This window comes from Microbulbifer pacificus, assembly GCF_002959965.1.
Taxonomy (GTDB): domain Bacteria; phylum Pseudomonadota; class Gammaproteobacteria; order Pseudomonadales; family Cellvibrionaceae; genus Microbulbifer; species Microbulbifer pacificus_A.
On sequence record NZ_PREV01000026.1, the window covers coordinates 669866 to 693486 of the forward strand.

At 59.0% G+C, this 23621-nt stretch carries 20 protein-coding genes; 8 read left to right on the forward strand and 12 right to left on the reverse strand.

Going from position 1 to position 23621, the window contains the following annotated elements; genetic code table 11:
- The first annotated feature begins 3 nt into the window (after window positions 1-3).
- The gene (locus tag C3938_RS03330; protein WP_105101823.1) at window positions 4-1041 is read left to right on the forward strand and encodes a helix-turn-helix transcriptional regulator; all 1038 of its coding nucleotides are present in this window, start codon (window positions 4-6) and stop codon (window positions 1039-1041) included.
- Between the two features lie 198 nt (window positions 1042-1239).
- Here the strand turns inward: C3938_RS03330 and C3938_RS03335 are convergent, their stop codons facing one another.
- Window positions 1240-1551 (reverse strand): c-type cytochrome, encoded by a 312-nt coding sequence (locus C3938_RS03335; protein WP_105101824.1) that lies wholly within the window; start codon window positions 1549-1551, stop codon window positions 1240-1242.
- Window positions 1552-1787: 236 nt separating this feature from the next.
- Between C3938_RS03335 and C3938_RS03340 the strand changes: the two genes are divergently transcribed.
- A complete protein-coding gene (locus C3938_RS03340; RefSeq protein WP_105101825.1) occupies window positions 1788-2633 on the forward strand; it encodes a peptidyl-prolyl cis-trans isomerase in 846 nt (281 codons plus the stop codon).
- Entirely contained in the window at window positions 2630-3643 is a 1014-nt protein-coding gene (locus C3938_RS03345) for a HupE/UreJ family protein (RefSeq protein ID WP_105101826.1), read from the forward strand. Before C3938_RS03340 ends, C3938_RS03345 begins: the two co-directional genes overlap by 4 nt.
- A gap of 52 nt (window positions 3644-3695) precedes the next feature.
- On the opposite strand, the gene C3938_RS03350 is transcribed toward C3938_RS03345, so the two are convergent.
- From C3938_RS03350 to C3938_RS03375, 6 genes are all read right to left on the reverse strand, one after another.
- Window positions 3696-4172: an Lrp/AsnC family transcriptional regulator gene (locus C3938_RS03350; protein WP_105101827.1), complete on the reverse strand. Its 477-nt coding sequence runs from the start codon at window positions 4170-4172 to the stop codon at window positions 3696-3698.
- A gap of 115 nt (window positions 4173-4287) precedes the next feature.
- On the reverse strand, window positions 4288-5481 hold the full coding sequence (locus C3938_RS03355; RefSeq protein ID WP_105101828.1) for a pyridoxal phosphate-dependent aminotransferase: 1194 nt from the start codon (window positions 5479-5481) through the stop codon (window positions 4288-4290).
- A 148-nt stretch (window positions 5482-5629) separates the two neighbouring features.
- The gene (locus tag C3938_RS03360; RefSeq protein ID WP_158681547.1) at window positions 5630-7819 is read right to left on the reverse strand and encodes an autotransporter outer membrane beta-barrel domain-containing protein; all 2190 of its coding nucleotides are present in this window, start codon (window positions 7817-7819) and stop codon (window positions 5630-5632) included.
- Window positions 7820-7903: 84 nt separating this feature from the next.
- Window positions 7904-8422, reverse strand: coding sequence for a DUF2878 domain-containing protein (locus C3938_RS03365; protein ID WP_158681548.1), 519 nt, complete (start codon window positions 8420-8422; stop codon window positions 7904-7906).
- Between the two features lie 103 nt (window positions 8423-8525).
- Complete coding sequence (locus C3938_RS03370) at window positions 8526-10013, reverse strand: cryptochrome/photolyase family protein (RefSeq protein WP_105101831.1); 1488 nt, start codon at window positions 10011-10013, stop codon at window positions 8526-8528.
- 25 nt (window positions 10014-10038) lie between these two features.
- Window positions 10039-11058: a YbgA family protein gene (locus C3938_RS03375; protein ID WP_233998627.1), complete on the reverse strand. Its 1020-nt coding sequence runs from the start codon at window positions 11056-11058 to the stop codon at window positions 10039-10041.
- Window positions 11059-11288: 230 nt separating this feature from the next.
- On the opposite strand from C3938_RS03375, the gene C3938_RS03380 reads away from it, so the two are divergent.
- The 3 genes from C3938_RS03380 (at window position 11289) to C3938_RS03390 (ending at window position 16206) form a co-directional block, all read left to right on the forward strand.
- Window positions 11289-14366: an FAD-binding and (Fe-S)-binding domain-containing protein gene (locus C3938_RS03380; protein WP_105101832.1), complete on the forward strand. Its 3078-nt coding sequence runs from the start codon at window positions 11289-11291 to the stop codon at window positions 14364-14366.
- Between the two features lie 42 nt (window positions 14367-14408).
- Entirely contained in the window at window positions 14409-15134 is a 726-nt protein-coding gene (locus tag C3938_RS03385) for a tetratricopeptide repeat protein (protein WP_105101833.1), read from the forward strand.
- Between the two features lie 646 nt (window positions 15135-15780).
- Complete coding sequence (locus C3938_RS03390; RefSeq protein WP_105103203.1) at window positions 15781-16206, forward strand: 3D domain-containing protein; 426 nt, start codon at window positions 15781-15783, stop codon at window positions 16204-16206.
- A gap of 187 nt (window positions 16207-16393) precedes the next feature.
- On the opposite strand, the gene C3938_RS03395 is transcribed toward C3938_RS03390, so the two are convergent.
- Both C3938_RS03395 and C3938_RS03400 read right to left on the reverse strand, forming a co-directional pair.
- Window positions 16394-17113: a hypothetical protein gene (locus C3938_RS03395; protein ID WP_105101834.1), complete on the reverse strand. Its 720-nt coding sequence runs from the start codon at window positions 17111-17113 to the stop codon at window positions 16394-16396.
- Window positions 17114-17325: 212 nt separating this feature from the next.
- Window positions 17326-17592: a hypothetical protein gene (locus C3938_RS03400; protein ID WP_105101835.1), complete on the reverse strand. Its 267-nt coding sequence runs from the start codon at window positions 17590-17592 to the stop codon at window positions 17326-17328.
- Between the two features lie 241 nt (window positions 17593-17833).
- Here C3938_RS03400 and C3938_RS03405 point away from each other — a divergent pair, with 241 nt between their 5' ends.
- On the forward strand, window positions 17834-18829 hold the full coding sequence (locus C3938_RS03405) for a rhodanese-related sulfurtransferase (RefSeq protein ID WP_105103204.1): 996 nt from the start codon (window positions 17834-17836) through the stop codon (window positions 18827-18829).
- Between the two features lie 63 nt (window positions 18830-18892).
- Here the strand turns inward: C3938_RS03405 and C3938_RS03410 are convergent, their stop codons facing one another.
- From C3938_RS03410 to apbC, 3 genes are all read right to left on the reverse strand, one after another.
- Window positions 18893-19276, reverse strand: a complete 384-nt coding sequence (locus C3938_RS03410; protein ID WP_105101836.1) for a hypothetical protein — start codon at window positions 19274-19276, stop codon at window positions 18893-18895.
- Between the two features lie 291 nt (window positions 19277-19567).
- Window positions 19568-19960: a hypothetical protein gene (locus tag C3938_RS03415; protein ID WP_105101837.1), complete on the reverse strand. Its 393-nt coding sequence runs from the start codon at window positions 19958-19960 to the stop codon at window positions 19568-19570.
- A 27-nt stretch (window positions 19961-19987) separates the two neighbouring features.
- Window positions 19988-21103: an iron-sulfur cluster carrier protein ApbC gene (gene apbC / locus C3938_RS03420; protein WP_105101838.1), complete on the reverse strand. Its 1116-nt coding sequence runs from the start codon at window positions 21101-21103 to the stop codon at window positions 19988-19990.
- Between the two features lie 323 nt (window positions 21104-21426).
- Between apbC and metG the strand changes: the two genes are divergently transcribed.
- On the forward strand, window positions 21427-23469 hold the full coding sequence (gene metG / locus C3938_RS03425) for a methionine--tRNA ligase (protein WP_105103205.1): 2043 nt from the start codon (window positions 21427-21429) through the stop codon (window positions 23467-23469).
- Window positions 23470-23621: the final 152 nt, after the last annotated feature.

Below are 23621 nucleotides of genomic sequence, written 5' to 3' on the forward strand. Positions count from 1 at the left end.
CCAGTGAATTACGTATTTTTTACCGGCGCGTCCTGTGGGCTTTTATTACTGCTCGGAGCGCGTATTGGTCTCAGCCAGGCCCGTTACGGCGGCGGCAAATGGCTGCTGGTGGTGATTTGCGGGGTGTTTTTCTATCTGTTGCGGCCATTATTGGACGTTGAGCAACCACTGCTCGACTTCCTGATAGATCTGCCGACTATCCTGGTTCCAGGCGCGTTCTGGTTGTTTACTCACCAGCTGTGCAGTGAGGGGGAAAAATTTCCCCAGTGGGGCTGGTGCGTGATCGCCGCAGATTTTGCCATTGAACTCGCGGCCCAGTTCAATGTTCATGCATTCTTTTATGTACTGTCGCAGCCATTCAAGCTGGGCTTGATCGCCGCGGGAGTAATTACTCTGTTACAGCAGTTACAATCCGACCTGGTGACGGAGCGGCGGCAGTTGCGTATGGCGCTTCTGATTGCCATAGGCAGTTACATGTCACTGGTGGTGTGCGCGGAATTTCTCTTCAACTATTTTCCCGTACCACGAGGCATCCCCACACTGCATGCGGCCATGGCCTCGGTGCTGGCGTTCGCGGCCTGTCTGTGGCTGTTGGCGCTGTCACCCCGGGCCCTCGAAGAATCCCTGCCAGTTACAGCAGAGCCGAATCAGGAACCTGCGCCCGAGCCAGCGCCGCCACTACCACTCGATGCAAGCCAGATCACGCTGCTGGAGACACTGCGCAGCCATATGGAGAGCGGCGGCTACCGCCGTACCGGGCTCACCATTCGCGAGCTTGCCGAACAGCTGGATGCACGCGAGCATGTATTGCGCGCGCTGATCAACAAACATCTGGGATTTCGCAATTTCAACGAATACCTGAACCAGTATCGTATCGACGAGGCAAGCCGGAGACTGTCAGATCCCGGTGAGGCGCATCTGCCGGTGCTCACCATTGCGCTGGATGTGGGCTACCGCTCTCTCAGTCCATTCAATGTGGCGTTCAAACAGCGACACGCCAAGACTCCGACGGAATTCCGCAGGGAACGGCTACCGGCGTAAATGCTCTCGTGCAAATGGCACAACTTTGCCATTTGTAAATTCCATTGGCCGATTCTGAGGACTAATTGTCCGTCATAATTTTCTCGCCGACACAAGCCAAAACACGCCGAGTGGGCCAAACTGTTTCTTGCAGGACCTGCTCTGCAGGCAATTAGCCCAGTCACCAACTCGCCTGTAGTTCAGGCTCCTGCAAACCCATCAGGGTTTGGGCGAGGACATATACCCGATCAGAGCCTTGTAGTCCTCGTCACTGCAATCGGTGCACATCCCCCCGGGAGGCATGGCGTTAAGGCCGCTCTTAACCGAATTGAGCAGAGCGTCCATCCCCTTATCCAGACGCGGTTTCCACGCTTCCACATCGTGTACCTTCGGGGCATTGGCCACACCGGTGTCGTGGCAGATATGGCATGCCTGCTTGTACTTGTCCTCTACCGCATCCGCTGCTGCCAGACTGCCCGTGATCAGGCTGCCCAGAAGAACACATATTGCCGAGAGTGTCGGAGCTTTCATCAAATTTCTCCCTTGAATTCACTGGTCGCCGCCGTGGCGGTCCGTCAGGCGTGGCAATCCCGTACAGAGTGTAGATGCCTTTAAGCGCCAACAGCCACTTTTTACCGCTATTTCAGCCTTCTGCCAAACACTTTTCCATGCCACCACCGGCCACGCTGTGATTCATGAACTAAGCTCAACCGCATAAGAAATTTCTCCTATACCCCCGAATAATATCCATTAGCCGGAGTTCTCCAGTGACCTTGCATTGGCTCAAAGATCCCAGCGCCCACTTCGCCCTGATCGGCGCCTTGTTATTCGGCATCAACCATTTTTTCCAGGGCGCATACACCGCTGACCGTGAAAGCATCACGGTCAGCGACGCCCGTATCCGCCAACTGTCCGGTCTCTTCGAACGCGGCTGGCAGCGTCCGCCCGGGCCCGGGGAATTGCAGGGGCTGATCGACGACTACGTGCGCGAAGAAGTCCTTTACCGGGAAGCGGTAAAAATGGGGTTGGATAAAGACGACACCGTCGTCAGGCATCGCATGCGGATGAAGATGGAGCTATTGGCCCGAGACCTCGTCAATACCATTGAACCCGCGGAACCGGTACTACGGGATTACCACCGGCGAAATGCGCAGAAGTACACATTGCCCGCGCAGTACACCTTTGAACAGATTTTCCTCGATAGCAACAAGAGAGAGCAGGCCGCGGAAGACGCACGCCTGATCCTCACCAAACTCACCGCCGGCGGCAACCCGCACAAGCTGGGGGACAGTACCTTGCTTCCCTTTCACTTTGACGCCGCCAGTGCCGCACGTATCGACCGTCAGTTTGGCGCCGACTTCTCCCGGCAACTGCTGGAACTCCCGAAGAACCAGTGGGTCGGCCCCCTCACCTCGGCTTACGGCGAGCATCTGGTAAAGATCTCCGCTCACAATCCACAGCGAGAGCCGGCATTCAACGAAATCCGCGCTGATGTACTGAGGGACTGGCAGCTGGAAGAACAGGACAGAATCCTCCAGACCCAGTATGAAACGCTGCGAGCCAATTACCGGATTCAGGTTACCTCTCAGTCCAGCGAGGTCACCGCTCAATGAAAAGAGTCCTGCTTGCACTCACGCTGCTGTTGCCTGCGCTTGCTCTGGCACACGAACTGCGCCCAGCCTCGCTGAATATCATTCAGAGTGATGCACAAACCTTTGACGTTACCTGGCGGGTGCCGGCTCGCGGCGATCTTCGTCTGTCACTGGATGTAAAATTCTCCCAGGATACTCCCGCGCTCGCACTGCCCTCCGCCCGGTTTGTCAGAGGTTATTATGTGGAGCGCTGGAAAGTCCGGCATCGCGAAAATCTGATTGGCAGCACCATAGAGATCACGGGGCTGGCAAATACCTTGACCGATGCGCTGGTACGCATCCGCTGGCTGGACGATCGCGAGCAGGTCACCCGACTGCTGCCAGATCGCCCACAATTGATTGTCACAGATCGCGCCGATACCGAAGAAATCGGGGGCACCTATTTTGTGTTGGGCCTGGAGCACATTCTGTTGGGGGCTGACCATCTTCTGTTTGTGCTTGCCCTGGTGGTACTGGTCAGCGGCTGGAGACAATTGGTGACAACGATCACCGCCTTCACCCTGGCCCATAGCGTCACTCTGGCACTGGCGGTGCTGGGGATTGTTTCCGTTCCTCAAGGACCCGTGGAGGCATTGATCGCGCTCAGCATCGTATTTGTGGCGGTGGAGATTCTGCACAAGCTGGAAGGGCGTAAAACCCTGGCGATCCGCAAGCCGTGGCTGGTGGCGTTTGCTTTCGGGTTGCTACACGGACTCGGATTCGCAGGAGCCCTTTCCGAGATCGGGGTCCCGGACTATGCGATTCCGCTGTCACTCACCGTCTTCAACCTCGGGGTAGAAGCGGGTCAGCTCGCTTTTATTCTCGCGGTCAGCGCACTGATGCTTCTGCTGCGGAGGATGCCCTCCGTGCATCGGTGGGAAACCCGCACCGGGCACACCGCGACAGTGGCTTCAGCCCTTCCTGTGGCCTATATCGTTGGCGGACTGTCGGCCTGGTGGTTGATCGATCGGACTATTGCGCTGATGGTTTAACCTCGGAGAAGGGCCCGCTCAAGTACCAGACTCCGTAAGCGCGCACCGTCAATCAATCCTGAAACAACAGCTCCAGCGGGTAACCCGTAAACGGTTTGGTTTTTTCGATGACCAGGTGGGAGGTCATGCGCGTGATGGCCGCATCTTCGTCCGCCAGCAGCTGTTCGGAGACGCGATTGAAATCCCCCGCATCCGGGCATACAAAGCGCAACATATAGTCGAACTCGCCGGACATTTTCACACAGGAAACGATCTGTTCGATCTTGCTGATCGCTCGGCGGAAACTTTCGCTGGTTTTGGAGTCCTGGCGCTTCAATGCCACGTTCACATAGAACTCCGCGTGGCGCACCTTGTCGAGGTTCACTTCCGCCTGAAACTCACGGATAAACTTTTCACTGGTGAGTTTTTTCACCCGCGCCAGACAGGCACTCTCGGACAGCCCGATCTCATCGGCGAGATTGAGATTGCTGATACGGGCATTGGTCTGTAGAACTTCGAGAATCTTCAGGTTGTGGCGGTCTATTTTCACGCTATTTTTACGCTTCTGGATAACAGGTATTACCGACTGCAAGAAGCAGCCCGGTCAATTGCAACTTAGGATAGCGGCAAATGCCCCGGCCGGAAACCGGCCGGGGCAAAGTCCTTCACACCGCTTTCCGGCAGCCGCTTGTCACAAACCGTTCAATCCGGTCCAGCGCGCGCGAAAGCTCCGCTTCATCCGCCGCCAGGGTCAGGCGCACGTGATTGACGGCGCTGGGGCCGAAGGGTTTTCCAGGCAGTACCGACACCCGCTCCGCATCCAGCAACGCTTCCGCAAATGCTTCGCCGCACTTTGCCACTGCAGACACATCCACCATCACAAACATACCCGCATCCGGGGAATAACAGCGAAGCCCCGGAATGCGACCGATACGATCGACAATCAGGTCGCGACGCTTTTCGTAAGCATCGCGCATCTGTTTGACGAAGTAGGTATCAAACTCCAGCGCAAAGGCCGCCGCTTCCTGAATGAATTGCGGCACCCCGAAAATGGTGGCGCCGGCATACTCGATGAGACGCTCCACCAGTTCGCCCTGGGCCACCGCCCAGCCAAGACGCCAGCCGCTCATGGCGTGGGATTTGGACAGGCCGTCGATCACGATGACGTTATCCAGATGCTCCGCCGCGGTGCGCAGCGAGGTGTGGCGGCGGGCGAACGTAATCATGGAGTACATTTCGTCGGAGATAAGCCAGATATCGCGGGCGCGGCAGTAGGCGGCAAGCTCGCGCAGCTGCTCCGGGGTAGCCATGGCACCCGTGGGGTTGACCGGGGTGTTGATCATCACCGCACGGGTATCGTCGGTAATCGCCTGCTTGATGGATTCGATATCAAAGGCAAACCCCTGTTCCGCCGGGCACGCGACTTTCTTAACGTCCAGCTGCAACGCGTCGGTAATGGGCACGTAGCCGATGTACATGGGCTCGGGAATGACAATCTGTTCGCCGGGATTGAGCAGGCAGGAGAGCACTGCGTATATGGCATTGGTGCCGCCGGGGAAGACGACGACATCGTCGGGGCTACAGGGGTGCGGGCTGACCCGACTTTCGATATCGGCAATGGCGCGGCGCAGCATAAGCTCACCGGCAGCCGGTGAGTAATGGGTGCGGCCCACCCCTAAACGGGCGCGGGCAAAATCGAGAATGGGTTCGGGGGTGTCGAAGTTGGGATCACCGACACACAGGAAGATGACATCTTCGCCTTTGTTGGCCAGGGCGTGCGCCCGGTCGCTGACGGCCCATACATCGGCGTCTGCGGAGTGGAGGGCCTGACTCTGTTTGCTGAAGCGCGGGGTGTACATCGTCGGAGTCCATCGTTCTCGGTTGTTATCAATGAAGCTAAGGTAACAACCGACGGGGTAATCCATGCCGCTTAGACACAGATATTTTCGCAGCAGACCGGTTTTTTCCCGCCGCTTCCCGCAGAAAATGCGGCATCTGAACCACCTGTTAAAACCGATAGTTCAGACTCAACCCGCCCACGGTGTCCTCCGGCCTTACCAGCAGGTCCGCCGCGAGGCGCAGTTTTTCCGTAACACTCACCCCCACCATGGCGCCCACACCGTTCTGGAAATAGCCGGCATTTTCGCTGCGGTAGGACGGCAGGCGTGCCCAGTTGTTGAATATGGATTTAACGCCGACACCCAGGTCGGCGAAATCGTCACCGCTGTTGTGCTCCAGCCAGACTTCACCAAACCACTGGTACTCTGCGGTATCCGGGCAGTTGTAAAAGAAGCCGGCCCGGTAGCGAACGTACTCGCGGTCCTGGCCGTGTACCCAGAGGCCGAGAGGATCCTGGCCGGCGCCAAATCGACCAGTGTAGGTATAGGCAGACCGGGTATTTTCGCTGAAACCGTTGACGTCGATTTGGCTCCAGTCGATGGACGCGAAGGGCCCCATCTTGCTGGCGAGGTTACGGCTGGCGTTGTAGCCCGCACGGACAAACGCATTGTAGCCCTCGCCATCGGTGTCACCGTCGAGACGGTGGCGGAAGGTCTCGCCGATGCGAACGGTACGCCGAATCTTGTCGTACTGGATGTCGGAGAATCCAATACCACCGTCGGCAAACCAGAAACCATTATTCCAGCGGGCGAAAGCGCTGAGGTTGAAGTTGCGGGACTTGGCAAAGAAATCGACGGGTTCGTATTCACTGCCACCATAGGACATGCCGAGCCCCCATTCGAGATGCTCAAAGCCTGCGAAGCTCATACCGAAAAATCCGTCCCATGCGGGAAATTCGTCGTTGAGCGCCGGTCCGGTGCCCAGCTCCGCATGCCCGACACTGGCGCCGAAGAAAACGGTTGTGTACGGATCCCGGTAGCGCTGGGAGATCAAATGATGGTCGATGTTGATCTGGTGCTGGCGGGTGTTCTGATAGCCGAGGTCTGGCAACACACCGAATTCCACCGCGGCAGTGAGTGTTTCGTAGTAGTAGTCCGCCAGCATCCGCTGCGCGGCCAGGGTGGGATGGATACTGTCGTAGAACACCAGCATGTCCGCATTGGGGTCGGTGCCCGCAGCGCCATAGGTGGGATTCGGGTTGGCGCAGTTGATGTAACAGGTGGCACTCTGGTTGATCGCCGCCAGCCCAAAGGCCGCCGGATTGTCCGCGAGCAATTCCAGCATGCCCTCCATGTCCAGCAGCAGGATATTGCCGATGCTGTTCACCTGCCGACGCAAGGTGTTGTTAAACAGATCGGTGCCGTAATTGGCGTAGTCGATAGCGGCCTGCCCCTGAGCGTACACCGCGGGCGTGCGGCCGATACGTGGAGCGTTGGTCATCACGACATATTTCGCCCCCGCCGCCTTCAGTTCACGACCCGCGGTAGAGAGAAAGGTGGCCGCGCGCCCCACGGTAGCGGGAGAGAGTGTGCCGCCGCGTACGCCGTCGAGAATATTGTTGCCGCCGCCGTTGAGGAAATAGAGATCATCCCGCGATGGAGTGTTGGCCTGCAGGTATCCCTGCCCGGTGGCAAAGGGTACGCCGGTAAGCGTGATCTTGTTGTTCGGATCATCCACCAGAGCCTGCAGCGCGGCCGGATCATTGAATGCAGCCGTCGCCGCCGCGACCTCAGGAGCACTCAGATAGGGGCTCTCCCCCGCCGCCGGATCACATACACCATCCGCACCACAGCGGCTGGAATCCGGCAGGATAGTAGTAAGCGTGTTGTGATCCGCCACGGTGGTATTCGGGAATAACTGCCGGAAGCGCTGAGGGCCGACGAGATCGAGCAATACATCCGCCGTGCGATTGCCGCCCACCGCCCAGTTGGGACCGTTGGTAAACACCGAACCGGAAATCTGCTGCAACTGCTGCTCCGCTCCGCCCGCGGCAGGCGCACAGGGAATGGCGCCGCCGAAGGCCGGACCCAGTCCGTAGCAGGAATTCTGTTTGGGCACGCCTAACATGTCAGCGAGAAACGATACCGCCGGTTGACGCGGGTAGATCCCCTCGGGGTCGCTGGAGGTAAACACGCCAGCATTGCCATTGTCGGAAAGGCTGTCGCCAAACACGATCAACGAGCGGTATATCGGCTCGTCCGCCCGTACCACCATGCTATTCAGCGCAATGGACATCGCGAGCGGACAGAGAAAAAACAGGGATGGAATTCTGGCGGATGGTTGTCCATTCGGGAACACTGCAGCCTCCTTGCCACGGCGAAAATTCGTGGCAAGTATAGGTCAGCTTCGCTTGCGGAATTGATGAGTCGGGGCTGGTATTTGTTAGAGCCGGTTGGGGCTTTCCGCCGCGTCCATCTGCTCGAGGGCCGGCACCAGTACCCCGCTGACCAGCGCAGCCAGTGCACACCACACCAGAGCAATGGCCAGCAGGCATTCCCACACCGGGCGCCCCCAGTCGGCGGGGCCGAACTGTACACTGTTGAAATAAAAAGCGGGCGCGAACAGCAGCCCGGCCAGCGCCGCCCAGCGCGGTTTGTTGACCAGCCATGACAGGGAGTAGCGTATGGTTGTGGCAAGCATCGCCCAGATGCAGATGGACCAGGCCGGAGGCAGGTTGGAATGATAGTCCTGGACGCCGCTGGCCATAAAGGCCCATTCGACGCCAAAGCCACAGAAGATAAAACCCAGTACGAGAAAAATATCCCGCACGTCCCGCCACAAGATGAAATGCACCATCAGCACCACAAAAAGTGCAATCAGGGCCAGCGCGTTGCCATACAGCACAGCGGTCCACCATCCGGCAACAAAGAGGGTGAAATTGACCAGCTTTTTATAATTCATTGGCGACTCATTCATCAGAACGACTTCTGTACCGCGAGCGCATTGCCCCGAAACAACTGGCAGGACCCCACCGTCAACAGGCCCTGCTGAATTAATCAGAGGATTACCCGGACTTCAAGTTAGCAAATACCTCAATTGCATGTTTGCGCGATTGGGTCACATCGCATATGGGAGCTGGATAATCTTCGCTGCGCAGCAGTCCCACAGGGGGGCAGTGGATATCCCTGGCGGAGCACCCTTCCAATTCAGGAACGAACGCGCGGATGAACTCGCCCTCGGGGTCAAATTTTTTCGACTGGCTGTAGGGATTAAATACACGAAAGTAAGGCGCGGCATCGGTGCCCGTGGAGGCAGCCCACTGCCATCCCCCGTTGTTGGCGGCGAAGTCGGCGTCTACCAGCTGCTGCATAAAGTAGCGCTCGCCCTTGCGCCAGTCCGTCAGCAGGTTTTTGGTAAGGAAAGACGCCACCACCATACGCAGGCGGTTGTGCATCCATCCGGTCTGGTTCAACTGGCGCATGGCCGCATCGACAATGGGGACACCGGTCTGTCCCTGGCACCAGCGCTCGAAATCCGCACTGCGGCGCGACCATGGCACCTGTTCAGTCTCGGGCTTGAACGGCAGGTTGCGGCACACCCGCGGATAATGCACCACCAGGTGCTGATAGAACTCCCGCCACAGTAGTTCACAGAGCCAACTGCCGGCACCCGCGCTGCGCCCCACCCAATGACCGCCATTTTCCCCCAGGGCCATCTGCACACAACGGCGCACAGAGAGCGCGCCGCAATTGAGGTAGGGAGACAACCGGGAGGTCGCCGCCATCGCGGGATAATCCCGCTGATTGTGGTAATCGGAAATACGCCCGGAAAATGCCTTCAGCAGCTTGTTCGCCGCACTCTCGCCCACGGTCCAACCCAGCACCTTGCGATCGCCGCCGGGCACTACGTTGTAATCACCGACGCTGTCGGGAATGGAACGTATCAGGTTGTGCTCGCCCGCAAGGGTGATCCACTCTGGCCACACGGCGCGATGCTCCGCCCCGGGAGAACGGGGTGCCGGCAGCGGCTCGAAACCACCACCATTGTCGAAACGAGCGATGAACGCACGCTTGAATGGCGTATACACCTTGAACCCTTCTCCGCTCCCGGTAGTGAGACTTCCCGGCGAGGTCAGTGTACGGTCGGTACTGTATTCCACCGGCACACACTCTGATTTCAGCGTTTCACGCACGGCGGCATCCCGGCGCTGTTCATTGAGCGGGTACTCCGCATTGGCAAACAGCGCGTCTATATCGAGCTTGCGACAGATCTGTGCGAGAGCTCTCGGCACCCGCGCAAACGTGTCGAGTTGCAGGAAATACAAAGGGATATGCTTTTTCCACAGAGATGCCTGTAGTGCTTTCAGCGTGCGCAGACGCATAGCCACCACATTGTCGCCGTCACCGTGGCTGCGCCAGGTTTCGGGGCAGGCAATAAAAACCACCGCCAGGGCATCGCAGTTTGTTGCGGCACGGTAGAGCGCCGTGTTGTCATCCATGCGCAGGTCGTTGCGCAGCCAGACCAGACCGCGCGGATAGAGTTTCTTGGGCATTCTTTATGTCAGTGCATTGTTTGTGTCAGCGGAATTCACACAACCCCAACTCCGCAGGCTCCGCGGCGAGCAGAACCTGATTGTGAATGAAGCTGTTGGGGCTGCGAGGGAGAAAGTGGCGCAACAGGGTCAGCACCGCGGAAAGTGGTTTGCGCCCCTGGCGATAGTCTTCAATCAGTCGCTGCAGTTCGGCCTTTTCCTGCTTGTTGAGAAATTCCCTTAGATGCCCCTGGCTGTGCATCAGGGCATTGGTGCGATCCTTGCGGCTCGCCGGGCGCGACAATATCTGCATGATGCGGCCGCGCACCGCAAATGCCAGTTCGTCTTCCGACATGGATTTGCTGTCCGCCAGCAGCCGCCCCAGGTCGCGGGTGGCATCCTGATTGTGGGCCAGCAACAGATACTTGTAAGCGGTATAGAAATCGATAAGGCGGGCAATGCGCGACGGTACTTTTTCCCCTTCCTTCCAGAGCGTCGTATCCTCCCCTTCCACGTAGCGAAACCAGGCGTCGTAGGCGAACACCCGGGTGAGAAAGTTCTCCCGAAGTTCGCTGTTGTTGAGCCGCCCCACCTCCTCCATCGGCAGATGGGGAAAATGCTGCTGCAGGCGCCGGGCAAACAGCCCAACTCCCTCACTGTCGATACCGTGACCGTTGTCCAGGTAGCGCCGCACGCCATGCAGGCCGCAGCTGGGGGAGTTCTGCATGAAGATGTAACCGCGCACCCGTTCCAGCTGCGGCACCACTGAATCCGCGTACTGCCGCAGTGGCCCGGTCACATCCACACCGGGGTCATCCACACCCACCACGCGCACTGCATCCACCGGGGCATTGCCCTTCTCCACCAGCAGATGGATCGGTTTGCGCGGCACCCCCATGCCGATGGCCACTTCCGGGCACAGAGGCACGTACTCGAAGCACTGCCCGAGAAGCTCGGTGCATACCTTGCTGTGCTTGTGGCCACCGTTGTAGCGCACGGGGTCCCCCATCGCACACTGGCTGATGCCAACCGGGATTTTTGACTGGCGAGGCTGTATCCGCATCATCTACCACTCCGGAAGTATCCTTTGCTCAAAGTGTACTCTGAACAGACAGTCTCTACGCGTTTACACATCCGCGAACGAATCAGGTATCAGTGGATATGTAGCGGCGATCCACGCAATTTCCTCGCAATGGGGCGGCCGGATTCCGGTAAATGTTGCGCGCCCCGCCATCACCGCTAAAATGCCTTTCCTTCTGTATACACCAAGACTCCTATCAGCTCCCGGGGCCCCGAATGATTCCAGCACTGCGCGAAATCAGCGATGTACAGGCGCTCTACCTGCAGTTCCTCAAAGTACTCAAGCAGGCGGGGTTCCGCGGCGATTCGAGCCCCAGCTACGCCAGCCGCACGGTACTGGCCACCGACAACTCCATCTATCAGGTACTGCCCCAGGCGGTGGTCTACCCGCGGGACGTGCACGACCTGCAACTGCTCATGGAACTGGCGGACCGCGAAGAGTTCCACAAGGTGGTGCTGTCACCCCGCGGCGGCGGCACCGGCACCAACGGCCAGTCGCTGACCGACGGACTGGTGGTGGATCTGTCCCGGCACATGAACCGCATTCTTGAGATCAACCCCGAGGAGCGCTGGGTACGGGTGCAGACCGGGGTGGTGAAGGACCAGCTGAACGCGGCACTGAAGCCCCACGGGCTGTTCTTCGCCCCGGAACTCTCCACCAGCAACCGCGCCACCATCGGCGGTATGATCAACACCGACGCCTCCGGCCAGGGCTCCTGCGTTTACGGCAAAACCCGCGACCATGTGCTGGAGCTGAGCAGCGTGCTGATGGGCGGTGCCCTGTGGCACTCCCGGGTGATCGACGATGCCGAACTCGCGGCAATCCGCGAACAGGACAGCCGCGCCGGCAAGATTCACCGTATCGTTGACGATATCGAGCGCGACAAACGCGATCTGATCGCGGCCAAGTTCCCCAGGCTGAACCGCTGCCTCACCGGCTACGACCTGGCTCACATCCGGGACAGCGAAAAAGGCCGGGACGGCCGCTTCAACCTGAACAATATCCTGTGCGGCTCCGAGGGCACCCTCGGCTTTATCGCCGAAGCCAAGCTCAATCTGCTGAAGATCCCCACCTGCGCGGCGCTGGTAAATCTCAATTACGACCACTTCCAGGACGCCCTGAAAGATGCGGCCGATTTGATGAAAGCCGGCCCCACCTCCATCGAGACCGTGGACAGCAAGGTGCTGCAGCTGGCGATGGGCGACATCGTGTGGGACAGCGTGAGCGAATACTTCCCCCAGAACGAACGCCCGGTTAACGGTATCAATCTGGTGGAGTACACCGCGGAATCCGAGGAAGAACTGGACGCGGCGCTGGCGAAATTCACCGCCCATATCGACAGCCTGATCGGCGAACCCGGCAAGAGCTTCGGCTATACCATCGCCCGCGGCCATACCCAGGTGAACAAGATCTGGGGCATGCGCAAGCGCGCGGTGGGCCTGCTCGGCAACGCCAAGGGCGAGCAGCGTCCGATTCCATTCGTGGAAGACTGTGCAGTGCCGCCGGAAAATCTGGCCGATTTCATTGCCGAATTCCGCGCGGCACTGGATGAAGCCGGTTTCGCCTACGGCATGTTCGGGCATGTGGACGCGGGCGTGCTGCACGTGCGCCCGGCCATCGACATGAAGGATCCGGAGCAGGCGAAGCAGGTACGGGTCATCACCGAAAAGGTGGTGGCGCTGGCACAGAAGTACAACGGCCTGCTGTGGGGTGAACACGGCAAAGGCGTGCGCTCGGAGTTCGCACCGGCGTTCTTCGGCGAACTGTACCCGGAGCTGCAGAAGATCAAGGCCGCGTTCGACCCGCGCAACCAGCTGAATCCGGGCAAGATCGCCACTCCCAGCGCCGCCTCCGGCCTGCTCAAGATCGACCAGGTGCCGACCCGTGGCGAGCACGACCGTCAGATTCCAGTACAGGTTTGGGAGGGTTATTCCGAAGGCGTCTACTGCAACGGCAACGGCGCCTGCTTCAACTGGAACCCGGACGATGCCATGTGCCCTTCCTACAAGGGCACCCGCAATCGCATCCACTCGCCGAAAGGCCGCGCCTCGCTGATCCGTGAGTGGCTGCGCCTGCTGGCAGATCGCTCCGTGGACCCCGAGGCCGTCGCGCGCAAGAGCCGCGAGCAGTCCTTTATCATCGGCCTGCCCGGGCGTATCAAGAACAGCCTGGCCAAGGCCCGCGGCGAATACGACTTCAGCCACGAGGTGAACGAATCCATGCAGGCGTGCCTGGCATGCAAGTCCTGCGCCGGCCAGTGCCCGATCAAGGTGGATGTGCCCACCTTCCGCGCCAAATTCCTCGAGCTCTACTACAGCCGCTACCTGCGCCCGCTGAAGGATTACTTCGTCGGCGGCCTGGAATTCCTGATGCCGTATCTGGCGCGGGTACCACAAATCTACAACTGGCCGCTGAAACTGAAGCCGGTGCGCTGGGTTCTGGAGCGCGGCCTCGGCCTCGCGGACTCCCCCAGCCTCTCCGCCACCAGCCTCGACAAGGCGATGCGCGAGCTGGGCGTACCCTACGCCAGCCGCGAGAGCCTGCGCGCCATGGGCCCGACCCAGCGCGCCAAGGCGGTGGTGATCGTGCAGGACGCCTTCACCAGTTATTTCGACGCCGAGGTGGTCGCAGACACCCTGCGCCTGCTCAAACTGCTGGACTTCAACCCGCTGGTGGCGCCGTTTCGCGCCAACGGCAAACCCCTGCATGTACACGGTTTCCTGCGCCAGTTCGCGCAGACCGCCGCCGGCAACAGCGCCATGCTCAACAGCCTGGCCGAGAGCGGCGTGCCGCTGGTGGGCATAGACCCGTCCATGACCCTCACCTACCGCGGTGAATACCAGAAGCTGCTGGGGGACAAGGCGCCCAGGGTACTACTGCTGCAGGAGTGGCTCGCCGGGCACACCGAGCACCTGGCGACCAACCGCAACCGCCTGCAGCCCGGCAGTTTTACCCTGCTGCCCCACTGCACCGAGCAGTCCAACGCCGCCGGTGCCGGCAAGCAGTGGCAACAGGTGTTCAGTGCACTCGGCATGGAACTCAGTACCCAGGCTGCGGGCTGCTGTGGCATGGCAGGCACCTACGGCCACGAAGTGGCGAACAAGGAGACATCGCGGGTGATCTTCCAGCAGTCGTGGGCCCCCAAACTGAATGGTGACACCAGCGCAATTCTCGCCACCGGCTATTCCTGCCGCTGTCAGAGCAAGCGCTTTGCCAACACAAATTTACGCCATCCATTGCAGGCACTACTGGCGCAAATCGAGGATTCAGGGTTTACTGTCAGTACTCACTAACCTGTCGCTGCCACCAGCGGCTCGCCCCGGAGATGTCTGGCCATGCTGATTCCGCGGAAAAATCCGGCCCCGTGCCTGTTCAAGTCTCTCGGCGCAGCGCTGTTGGCGCTGCACCTGGGCGCAGTCGCTCCGGCCAACGCGGAGCCGAATGAGTCTGAGGGCATGGCGCCACTGATTGCAGAGGCCGAGGAAAACGCACTGGCGGGCGACTACGACGCGGCCCTGCCCCTTTACGAGCGGGCCATATCCGGGCTCCGCGGTGATCCCCACAGCCAGAATCTGCTGCGCTACCGCTACGGTATCGTGTTGAATGCCCTCGGCGGCGAGCGCCCGGACCTCTACCCGCTGGCCCGCAGCCAATTCGAAGCCGTACTCACCTATATCGAGTCGTCACCGGGGCTGCCGTTTGAGCACTCCGCCGGGCGGGTGCGCTCCGCCATCGCCCACACCTACCACCAGCACTCCGCGCTACAGGAAAACCCCAACAAACGCGCTGCCATGCTGCGCAATGCCTACCAGCTATACACCAGTGCTATCGGCGACCTGCGTCAGGAGCGCGACTGGCAGAATCTCGCCATCACCGCATTCAATATCGGCCAGGTGTGTGAATGGCAGGGCAATGTGGAAGAGGCCATCCATTGGCTGGAACAGGCCGTTGATCTCGACCGTCGCCACGATCTGGAGGACCTGGAAGAAGATCTGGCCTATCTGACCGCTTTGCGTGAACTGGCAAATCCCCGCCAACCGGTGAGCGACACCGCTATTTGAGTCTTACGCCCTCCCACTTTTCCGGCGCTGTTAGCCAAAAATTCCGGGACCCTCCCGTGGTTCCCGAGGAAATCTGTACTCTTCCGCTCGCGCCTATAACTAGGATGTCTCGCCGGATAAGTGCGGCTTTCTATGAGGCTGATAGTCTGAGACTTGCGTGAAACAGCGGAAATCCCGGCTCTGCATCCCCCCTACAACGCTGTCATCGACAAAATTTCGCGGTATTGAACCGCTGGTCGCAAAAAAACGTAAAAAAATTTTGTTCTACGAACCAACCGGACTCATCACCCAGATCGCACAAAAATCCAACAATTCGAGATGACATCGCTGTCAGCTCCATGCTGCCCATGGAAACCTGAGACCTACCGATAACATCTCCAGGCTGTCAGTTCTGTCATCAAACCGTCACAACCAGATATATTCTTCCACGATTGATGAAAAAATAAGCAAAGCATACTCAGAACAAAAAATAACCGATCACCCTGTGGGGGAAATCCCGCTGGTTGTGCAAAAGATTGATTCGCATCCCCGGACGTTTAATATGGCCATCCCTGATCAAAGATTGATCACTTATTACGAAATCAACTTGGAGCCTGCGCGACAGGAACCGGTTGTGCCAAGAGAGCTTCCAGAGGTAATGAGACTTATGCGACAGAACCTTAAAAAGTACATCATCGTAATTGCAGCTTCCCTTGTGGCCCTGGCCGGTGGCGACGCCTTCGCCGCGATCAAGAAAGAGCCGGAAGGAAAGAAGAAATCCATGACCGTCACCGCAACGGCCTACAACTCCATTGAAGGCCAGACCGATGACGACCCCTGGACCGCGGCCTGGAACAACCGTCTGCGCCCGGGCGACAAGATCATCGCGGTATCCCGCGACCTGGAGAAACACGGCCTGACCAATGGCGCCAAGGTCAAAATTGAAGGCCTGCCCGGGACCTATACCGTGCGCGACCGTATGAACAAGCGTTACACCAACCGCATCGATGTGTGGATGGAAAAGGACCTGAAAAAGGCCCGCGCCTGGGGCAAGAAGAAACTGAAAATCGTCTGGCACCCGAAAAAGAAGTAAGGCAGCGATTGACAGGAAGTTGATAGGAAAACGTCGCTAAGAAAACGTTGCCTGCCAGAACCTTGCCGAACTCAGACTCCGGCGCACCACCGGGCTGACGAAAGTACACAGGGCTTTGCCAAGCACTGCTTTCACAAACAAAACCCCGCAATCCGCGGGGTTTTGTTTGTTTCGGCTCAACCCTTCTTCACGGCTCAGTGGTTGTTTCGATCCCGGGCAATTCACGACAGCCCTCGTTGGCAATGTAATACACACTCGGTTGAGTGGATTCGTTGTAACGGTGTTCCACCCCTTCGTCGCGAAATACCAGTAAATACTCCTCCTTCACCCACCCCTTATCCGTACGGTATTCCGTCAGCCACAACAGGGCAGGCGAGCTTTCGTGACAGTTGCCGTAAAACATCCGGGTTTTTTCCACCAGTTTCCTGGAGAGGTAATCACGGTACTGCCCCGGATAGGTAAAGCGCTCGCCGGACAGCCCCATCTGGGTGACGCCATCTTCATCTCCTTCCTCCGCGGCCTGGGAACGATCCTGCCGCATGGCAGCCGTCTCATCCGCTCGGTTCTCATCCGCAGTAGAGAATCGCTGCGGCTCCGGCGGCTCCTCTGATTCATGCGCGGGGGGGGCTTCGCCATCAATTTTTTCCAGGAAGATAGCGGTATTTTCGTCGCATTCGATGCAGGTGCGCCCGGCGATGACGGCGTAACCCTTCAACTCGGAGATGAGGCGTGCCTCCGCCAGGTCCACATGGATCACCCGGTCGTCTGAGAGCTTGAGCGCAACGTCGGACAACGCGGGTGATGCACTGGCGAAACAGAACAGGGGGAGAGCGAAAGGAAGAAGGAATTTTTTCATGCAGAGCAACCACACTTCATACATCTGCAGACCGCGATCAGTTGGCGCCACCAGGGCAACTTTCCTTGCTGCCCTTGGTGGCACCGCGATTGGGTAGTGCTGTTACACTGTCGCGATTCCCTTCTATGTATAACCTTAGCAGCCCAGAAAAAAACTGCTTTTTGTGGCGCGAATTATTTACAAACAAACTTGCCGCCGCCAGTCACGCACATTAAGGCCGACTGACAGACTGTTGATATGGAGCAAAAGTTTCGGCGGCGAAATCAGGGCGCCTCCCAGCTGCCGCTGGACTCCGCGGGGCCGATAAAGGCGCCTACCCCCTCCTCCTTCAGCGCATCCAGCGCCTCCCGCAGCGCCTCTTCATCGGTATCAAACGCGTCTTCCCACACGGTACTGTTATTGTGCTCATCCACAATTTCCAGCAGCCAGCCGCCCTCGCCATCCTCATAGATGTCGATATTGACGGTGTGGTTGCCGTCACTGTAGGCGCGGCAGAGGGGAGAGTCCTGGGGAGTGAAGTCGTCGACCATGGGAAACACCTCGCTGGTATAGCTCGCCGGAATTGCTCGATTGTATCGGGAGAAATGAAAAGTGGCGGCCAATCTGACAACTAATGAATCACCGGTCAAGGCCCGCCTTTCACTGTCGAAAAAGTGTACGACGGCATCGGCGAAGTTTTGTTAGAATACGCGGCGATTTTTTCTCATGTTTTACCCCAATGCCCCGGATTTACGCTCCGGCCTGCAAAAGGAACCTCTCGTGACCAACACCATGACCGATACCACTACCGTGGTCTGTGCACTGTACAAATTTGTCAGCCTGGACGATTTCGAATCCCTGCGCGAGCCCCTGCTCAAGGTCATGCTCGACAACGAAGTGCGCGGCACTCTGCTGCTGGCCCACGAGGGCATCAACGGCACCGTAGCCGGCAGCCGCGCGGCCATTGATACCCTGCTCGCCTACCTCAAATCCGACCCTCGTCTTGCCACCCTGGATTACAAAGAGTCGCTTACCGATGAGATGCCGTTCCTACGCAGCAAGGTGAAACTGAAACGCGAGATCGTCACCATGGGTGTGGAGGGTATCGACCCCCGTCGCACCGTGGGCACCTATGTCAAGCCCCGGGACTGGAACGCGTTGATCTCAGACCCGGAAGTGCTGCTGATCGATACCCGCAACGACTACGAATATCAGGTGGGAACTTTCGAGCACGCGGTCAACCCGAACACCACCAGCTTCCGCGAATTCCCCCAGTACGTAAAAGACCATCTGGACCCGCAGAAACACAAAAAAGTCGCCATGTTCTGCACCGGCGGTATCCGCTGTGAAAAATCCACGGCCTATTTGAAAGAGCAGGGCTTTGACGAGGTCTACCACCTCCAGGGTGGCATATTGAAATATCTGGAAGAAGTGCCGAAGGAAGAAACCCTGTGGAAGGGCGAGTGCTTTGTGTTCGATGATCGCGTCACCGTAAATCACGATCTTGAACGCGGCAGCTACCAGCAGTGCAACGCCTGCCGCATGCCGGTAACCGATGAGGAAATACAGTCACCCCAGTTTGAGAAAGGGGTCAGCTGCCCCCACTGTTTCGAGACGGTTTCCGACGCCGACAAGGCGCGCTTTCGCGAGCGGGAAAAGCAGATACAGCTGGCAAAGGCCCGCGGCGAAGATCACCTGGGGCACGATGCCAAAGCCACTACGGAAGCCCGCCGCCGGCACAAGCAGACACTGCGCAGGCAACAGGCCGAGCAGGTGGGTAGAGCCTGATTTCTCGTCCCGCGAACCGGGTGGAAGCGAGGTGCCCTGATCAGGGTACCGCCACAGACCAATTTAACAGGGTACCTCGGCGGTGCTGGTGAGCCACTTGATGGCTTCCGCTTCCGTCAGGAAAGAAAAGAGCTCCAGACCATTTTCCCTGGCCTTGGTACGCATCACTGCGGTGGTGTTGAGCTCCGCCCGGTTCAGTATGGCGATGCGTGCTCCTGTCATGGCTGGCAACTGCGCCATATAAACCCCGTAGTGCTGTTGTTCCTCCAGGCTCATCGACATCTTCGTTACCCCGCGTACATCCGCCAGTACCCGCAGGGGTTTCTGATGACCGTATTTCGCCACCAGCTGCCGCAGCGCGTCGATTCGGTTTTCGTAGGTGGCCTCACCGTACAAATGTATCTTCACTATCCGCTGCTGGCTGTCGTACCGGATCTGAAAACTCATTACTGCTAAATACTCCAATCCGCGCTAATACTGAAACTTTGTCGCACCCCGGGATCTCCTGTGACGCCCCGAAGTAAACAAGCGACAATCGTTCCAGTTTAGACGTATCGGTCCTGCCAGCGTTACAAAAGACCAAAAACAAGTTTAAATGTGGAATATTGTTCTCATCTTTACCCCAAAGAAAACGATCGCTGTTCGCTCACTACGGCGATGGTGTAGATGATGTTGAGAGAAAGTTCTGGCGGGGAATGTGCGTGTACTCACCCGCACAGCACCTGGTGACGTTCGGGATCAGGCGGGTTCGCGGCCAGCGCCTTCGGCTTCCATCATCAGCCACCCCTGCGCCGCCTGTTCGGTAACAAACTCCCGCACCTGCATGCCCTCGGACTGAGCGGCACTATTGATAATGATATTGGCGTTGAAGTCCGGTGCATGCAGCACCGCTACGCGGCTGTGACTGGTGCCCGTCTGGCGGGCAACAAACTTGCCAAATTTCTGGCGTTCTTTAACGGACAGCACGATATCCGCCCGGCGCACGTCCACCAGCACCCTCAGTGGGTGCAGGTGGCCAAACTTTTCCGCAATCTGGCGGGCGGACGCCAGCTTTTCTGCGAAATCGACACGATCAAAAAAAACGGCGTGAACGATGCGTAATTCGGTGTTGAAACGAATATGAAAACTCAACCTTCCGCCTCCTTGTGCGGGACCGTATTACTCCACTTCAATTTCCGGCAGTGTGTCTTCGCCAACCGCCAACCACACCTGTGCCGCCGCCTTACGGGCAATCTCCCGATACAGTGATGCAACCGCACCATCCGGTTCCGCTGCCACCGTGGGCTCGCCACCGTCGGTCTGCTGGCGGATAGACATGGCCAGAGGCAACTGGCCCAGCAGACGGGTATTGTAGTCCGCCGCCATTTTTTCGCCGCCGCCCGCGCCGAACACCGGCTCCTGATGGCCGCAATTGGAGCAGGTGTGCAGTGCCATATTCTCCACAATACCCAGTACCGGCACCGACACCTTGCGGAACATCTCCACACCTTTGATCGCATCCACCAGTGCCAGATCCTGTGGCGTGGTGACAATCACAGCCCCCGCCAGCGCCACTTTCTGGGAAAGAGTCAACTGAATATCGCCGGTACCCGGGGGCATGTCCACCACCAGGTAATCCAACGCATCCTCGTCTGTCCCGGCCCAGACGGTCTGGGTCAACATCTGGCTCAGCGCACCACTCGCCATGGGCCCGCGCCACACGGCCGGGGTGTCTTCCGTCAGCAGATAGCCGAGAGACATGGTCTTGAGCCCCTTGGCCTCCACCGGCACAAAGAATTTGCCATCTCTCACTTCCGGGCGCACACCTTCAGTACCCAGCATAGTCGGCAGGCTGGGACCGTAGATATCCGCATCCAGCAGCCCCACGGAAGCGCCCTCCGCAGCCAGCGCCAGTGCCAGGTTTACCGCGGTGGTGGACTTGCCCACACCGCCCTTGCCAGACGCCACGGCGATGATGTTTTTCACCGACTGGAGCGATTCCGGCTGCGCCCCGGAATCCGCGCTCTGTACCTCAAAAAACAGATCAAACTGCAGCCCGGTTCCCGCGAGAGGACCGCCCTCCAGCAGCGGCTCACAGGCGGCCCGCACCCGCTTGGCCCAGGCGGACTGCTCGCTGGCACAGGGGTAGCCGAGGGTCACCGCGGTATAGACCGTGCCATCCTCATAGCCCACCTCGATATCGGCATCCAACGCATCCAGTGGCAGTCCCGTGGCCGGGTCCTCCAGCGCACCGATGACTTCCGCCACCTGCTCGAGCTGCTCCTGCACCGCCACAGGGAGATCCTCGTGGTCATGATCGTGCGCATGCCCGCAATCGTGGTGATGGCCGTCGCAATGGTGATGGTGATCGGTCACGCTGTTTTCCTCATTGGCACTCTTGTTCGGACGGGCATTTTGGAGACGCCCCAGTGCGAATACAAGGTCAATGCACGGAACACCGGTACACAACCCCTACAAGGGTAGTCCGCCGTGACGCGGGTGCCTTGCAGGCCCCAATTCTGCTATATTCCGCGCTCTTTTTCGGCGACCCGCCACGCAGCACCGGCCGCCGCGCGAACCCGTTCCACCGTCAAGTCTCGCAGCCTTTGGAAACCAAGATGTCTCAGACCGACCATCAGCCCAGAAACATCCTCGTCACCAGTGCCCTGCCCTATGCCAATGGCTCCCTGCACCTGGGTCATATCCTCGAGTACATCCAGACCGACATCTGGGCCCGCTTTCAGCGCGCCCGCGGCAACCAGTGCCTGTACATGTGTGCCGACGACGCCCACGGCACCGCCATCATGCTGAAGGCCGAACAGCTGGGTCTGACGCCCGAGCAGCACATCGCCAATATGCAGGCGGAACACGAGCGCGACTTCGGCGGCTTCCTGATCAGTGTGGACAACTACCACTCCACCCACTCGGAAGAGAACCGCGAACTGTCAGCGATGATCTACAAGCGCCTCAGAGAGAACGGCCACATCGCCTCGCGCACCATCACCCAGGCCTACGACCCGGAAAAAGAGCTGTTCCTGGCGGACCGCTACATCAAGGGCACCTGCCCGAAGTGCAAGACCGAAGACCAGTACGGCGACAACTGCGAAGCCTGTGGTGCCACCTACAGTCCCACCGAGCTGATCAACCCGGTCTCCGCCATCTCCGGCGCCACCCCGGTGGAAAAAGAGTCCGAGCACTTCTTCTTCACGCTGCCGGCGTTCAACGACTTCCTGAAAGAGTGGACCCGCGCCGGCCATCTGCAGAGCGAGATGGCCAACAAGCTGGCGGAGTGGCTGGATGAAGGACTGCAGGAGTGGGATATCTCCCGCGATGCCCCCTACTTCGGCTTCGAGATTCCCGATGCACCGGGCAAGTATTTCTATGTGTGGCTGGACGCCCCCATCGGCTACATGGCCAGCCTGAAGAATTACTGCGATGCAAAAGGCCTCGACTGGCTCGACTTCTGGAAAAAAGACAGCAGCGCCGAGGTGTATCACTTTATCGGCAAGGACATCGTCAACTTCCACGCCCTGTTCTGGCCGGCCATGTTGCACTCCGCGCAGTTCCGCACCCCCACCAGGGTGTGCGTGCACGGTTTCCTCACCGTGAACGGCAAGAAGATGTCCAAGTCCCGCGGCACCTTCATCAATGCGCGCAACTATCTCGATCACCTGAACCCGGAATACCTGCGCTACTACTTCGCCGCCAAGCTCACCGCCGGTGTCGACGACCTCGATCTCAACCTCGAAGATTTCATTGCCAAGGTGAACTCGGATCTTGTGGGTAAGGTGGTAAACATCGCGTCGCGCACCGCCAAATTTGTCAGCAAGTCCGGCGGCGCACTGGCAGAGACCATTGCCGACGAAGCGCTGTGGAACCAGTTTGTGGAAGCGGCTCCGCGCATTACCGAATTTTTCGAGGCCCGCGAATACAGCCGCGCGGTGCGCGAGATCATGGCGCTGGCCGACGCCGCCAACGCCTGGATCGCCGACAAGGCACCTTGGTCGCTGGCGAAACAGGAAGGCAAGGAAGCAGAAGTGCTGGCGGTGTGTTCCCAGGGCGTGAACATGTTCCGCGCGCTGATTACCTGGCTGGCGCCGGTGCTGCCGGAAACCGCGAAGAAAGCTGAGGAATTCCTCGCGGTACAACTGGACTGGAACACCGCCACCACCCCACTTGTCGGCCACACTATCAATGAGTTCAAGCCACTGATGCAGCGCATTGAAAAGGCGCAGGTGGACGCGATGCAGGAAGCGGCGAAAGAGTCTCTGGCGCAACTGCAGGCGCAGGCAACGCCGGCTGCCTCTGGGCCGCTGGCAGACGATCCGATTGCGGCGGAAATCCAGTTCGACGACTTCGCCAAGATCGACCTGCGCATCGCGCTGATCGCGAACGCGGAGCATGTGGAAGGTGCCGGCAAGCTGCTGAAGCTGACCCTGGATCTCGGCGGTGAGACCCGCCAGGTATTCTCCGGCATCAAGAGCGCCTACAAGCCGGAAGACCTGATCGGCAAGCACACGGTGATGGTGGCCAACCTGGCGCCGCGCAAAATGCGCTTCGGCATGAGCGAAGGCATGGTTCTCGCTGCCGGCCCCGGCGGTAAAGACCTGTGGATTCTCGAACCCCACGCCGGTGCGCAGCCGGGCATGCGGGTGATGTAAGCTCGCGATACGTGATGCGAAGGTGCCGATGCCGGGTACAGCCTTGTGAGACCTGCACCGCCATGGATGGCGGTACAGAGCTCCCATGGAAGGGTTGAGGGGGGGCGCCTAGCTCGTGTCTCACAAGTTTTTACCCGGTAGCGATACCGCCA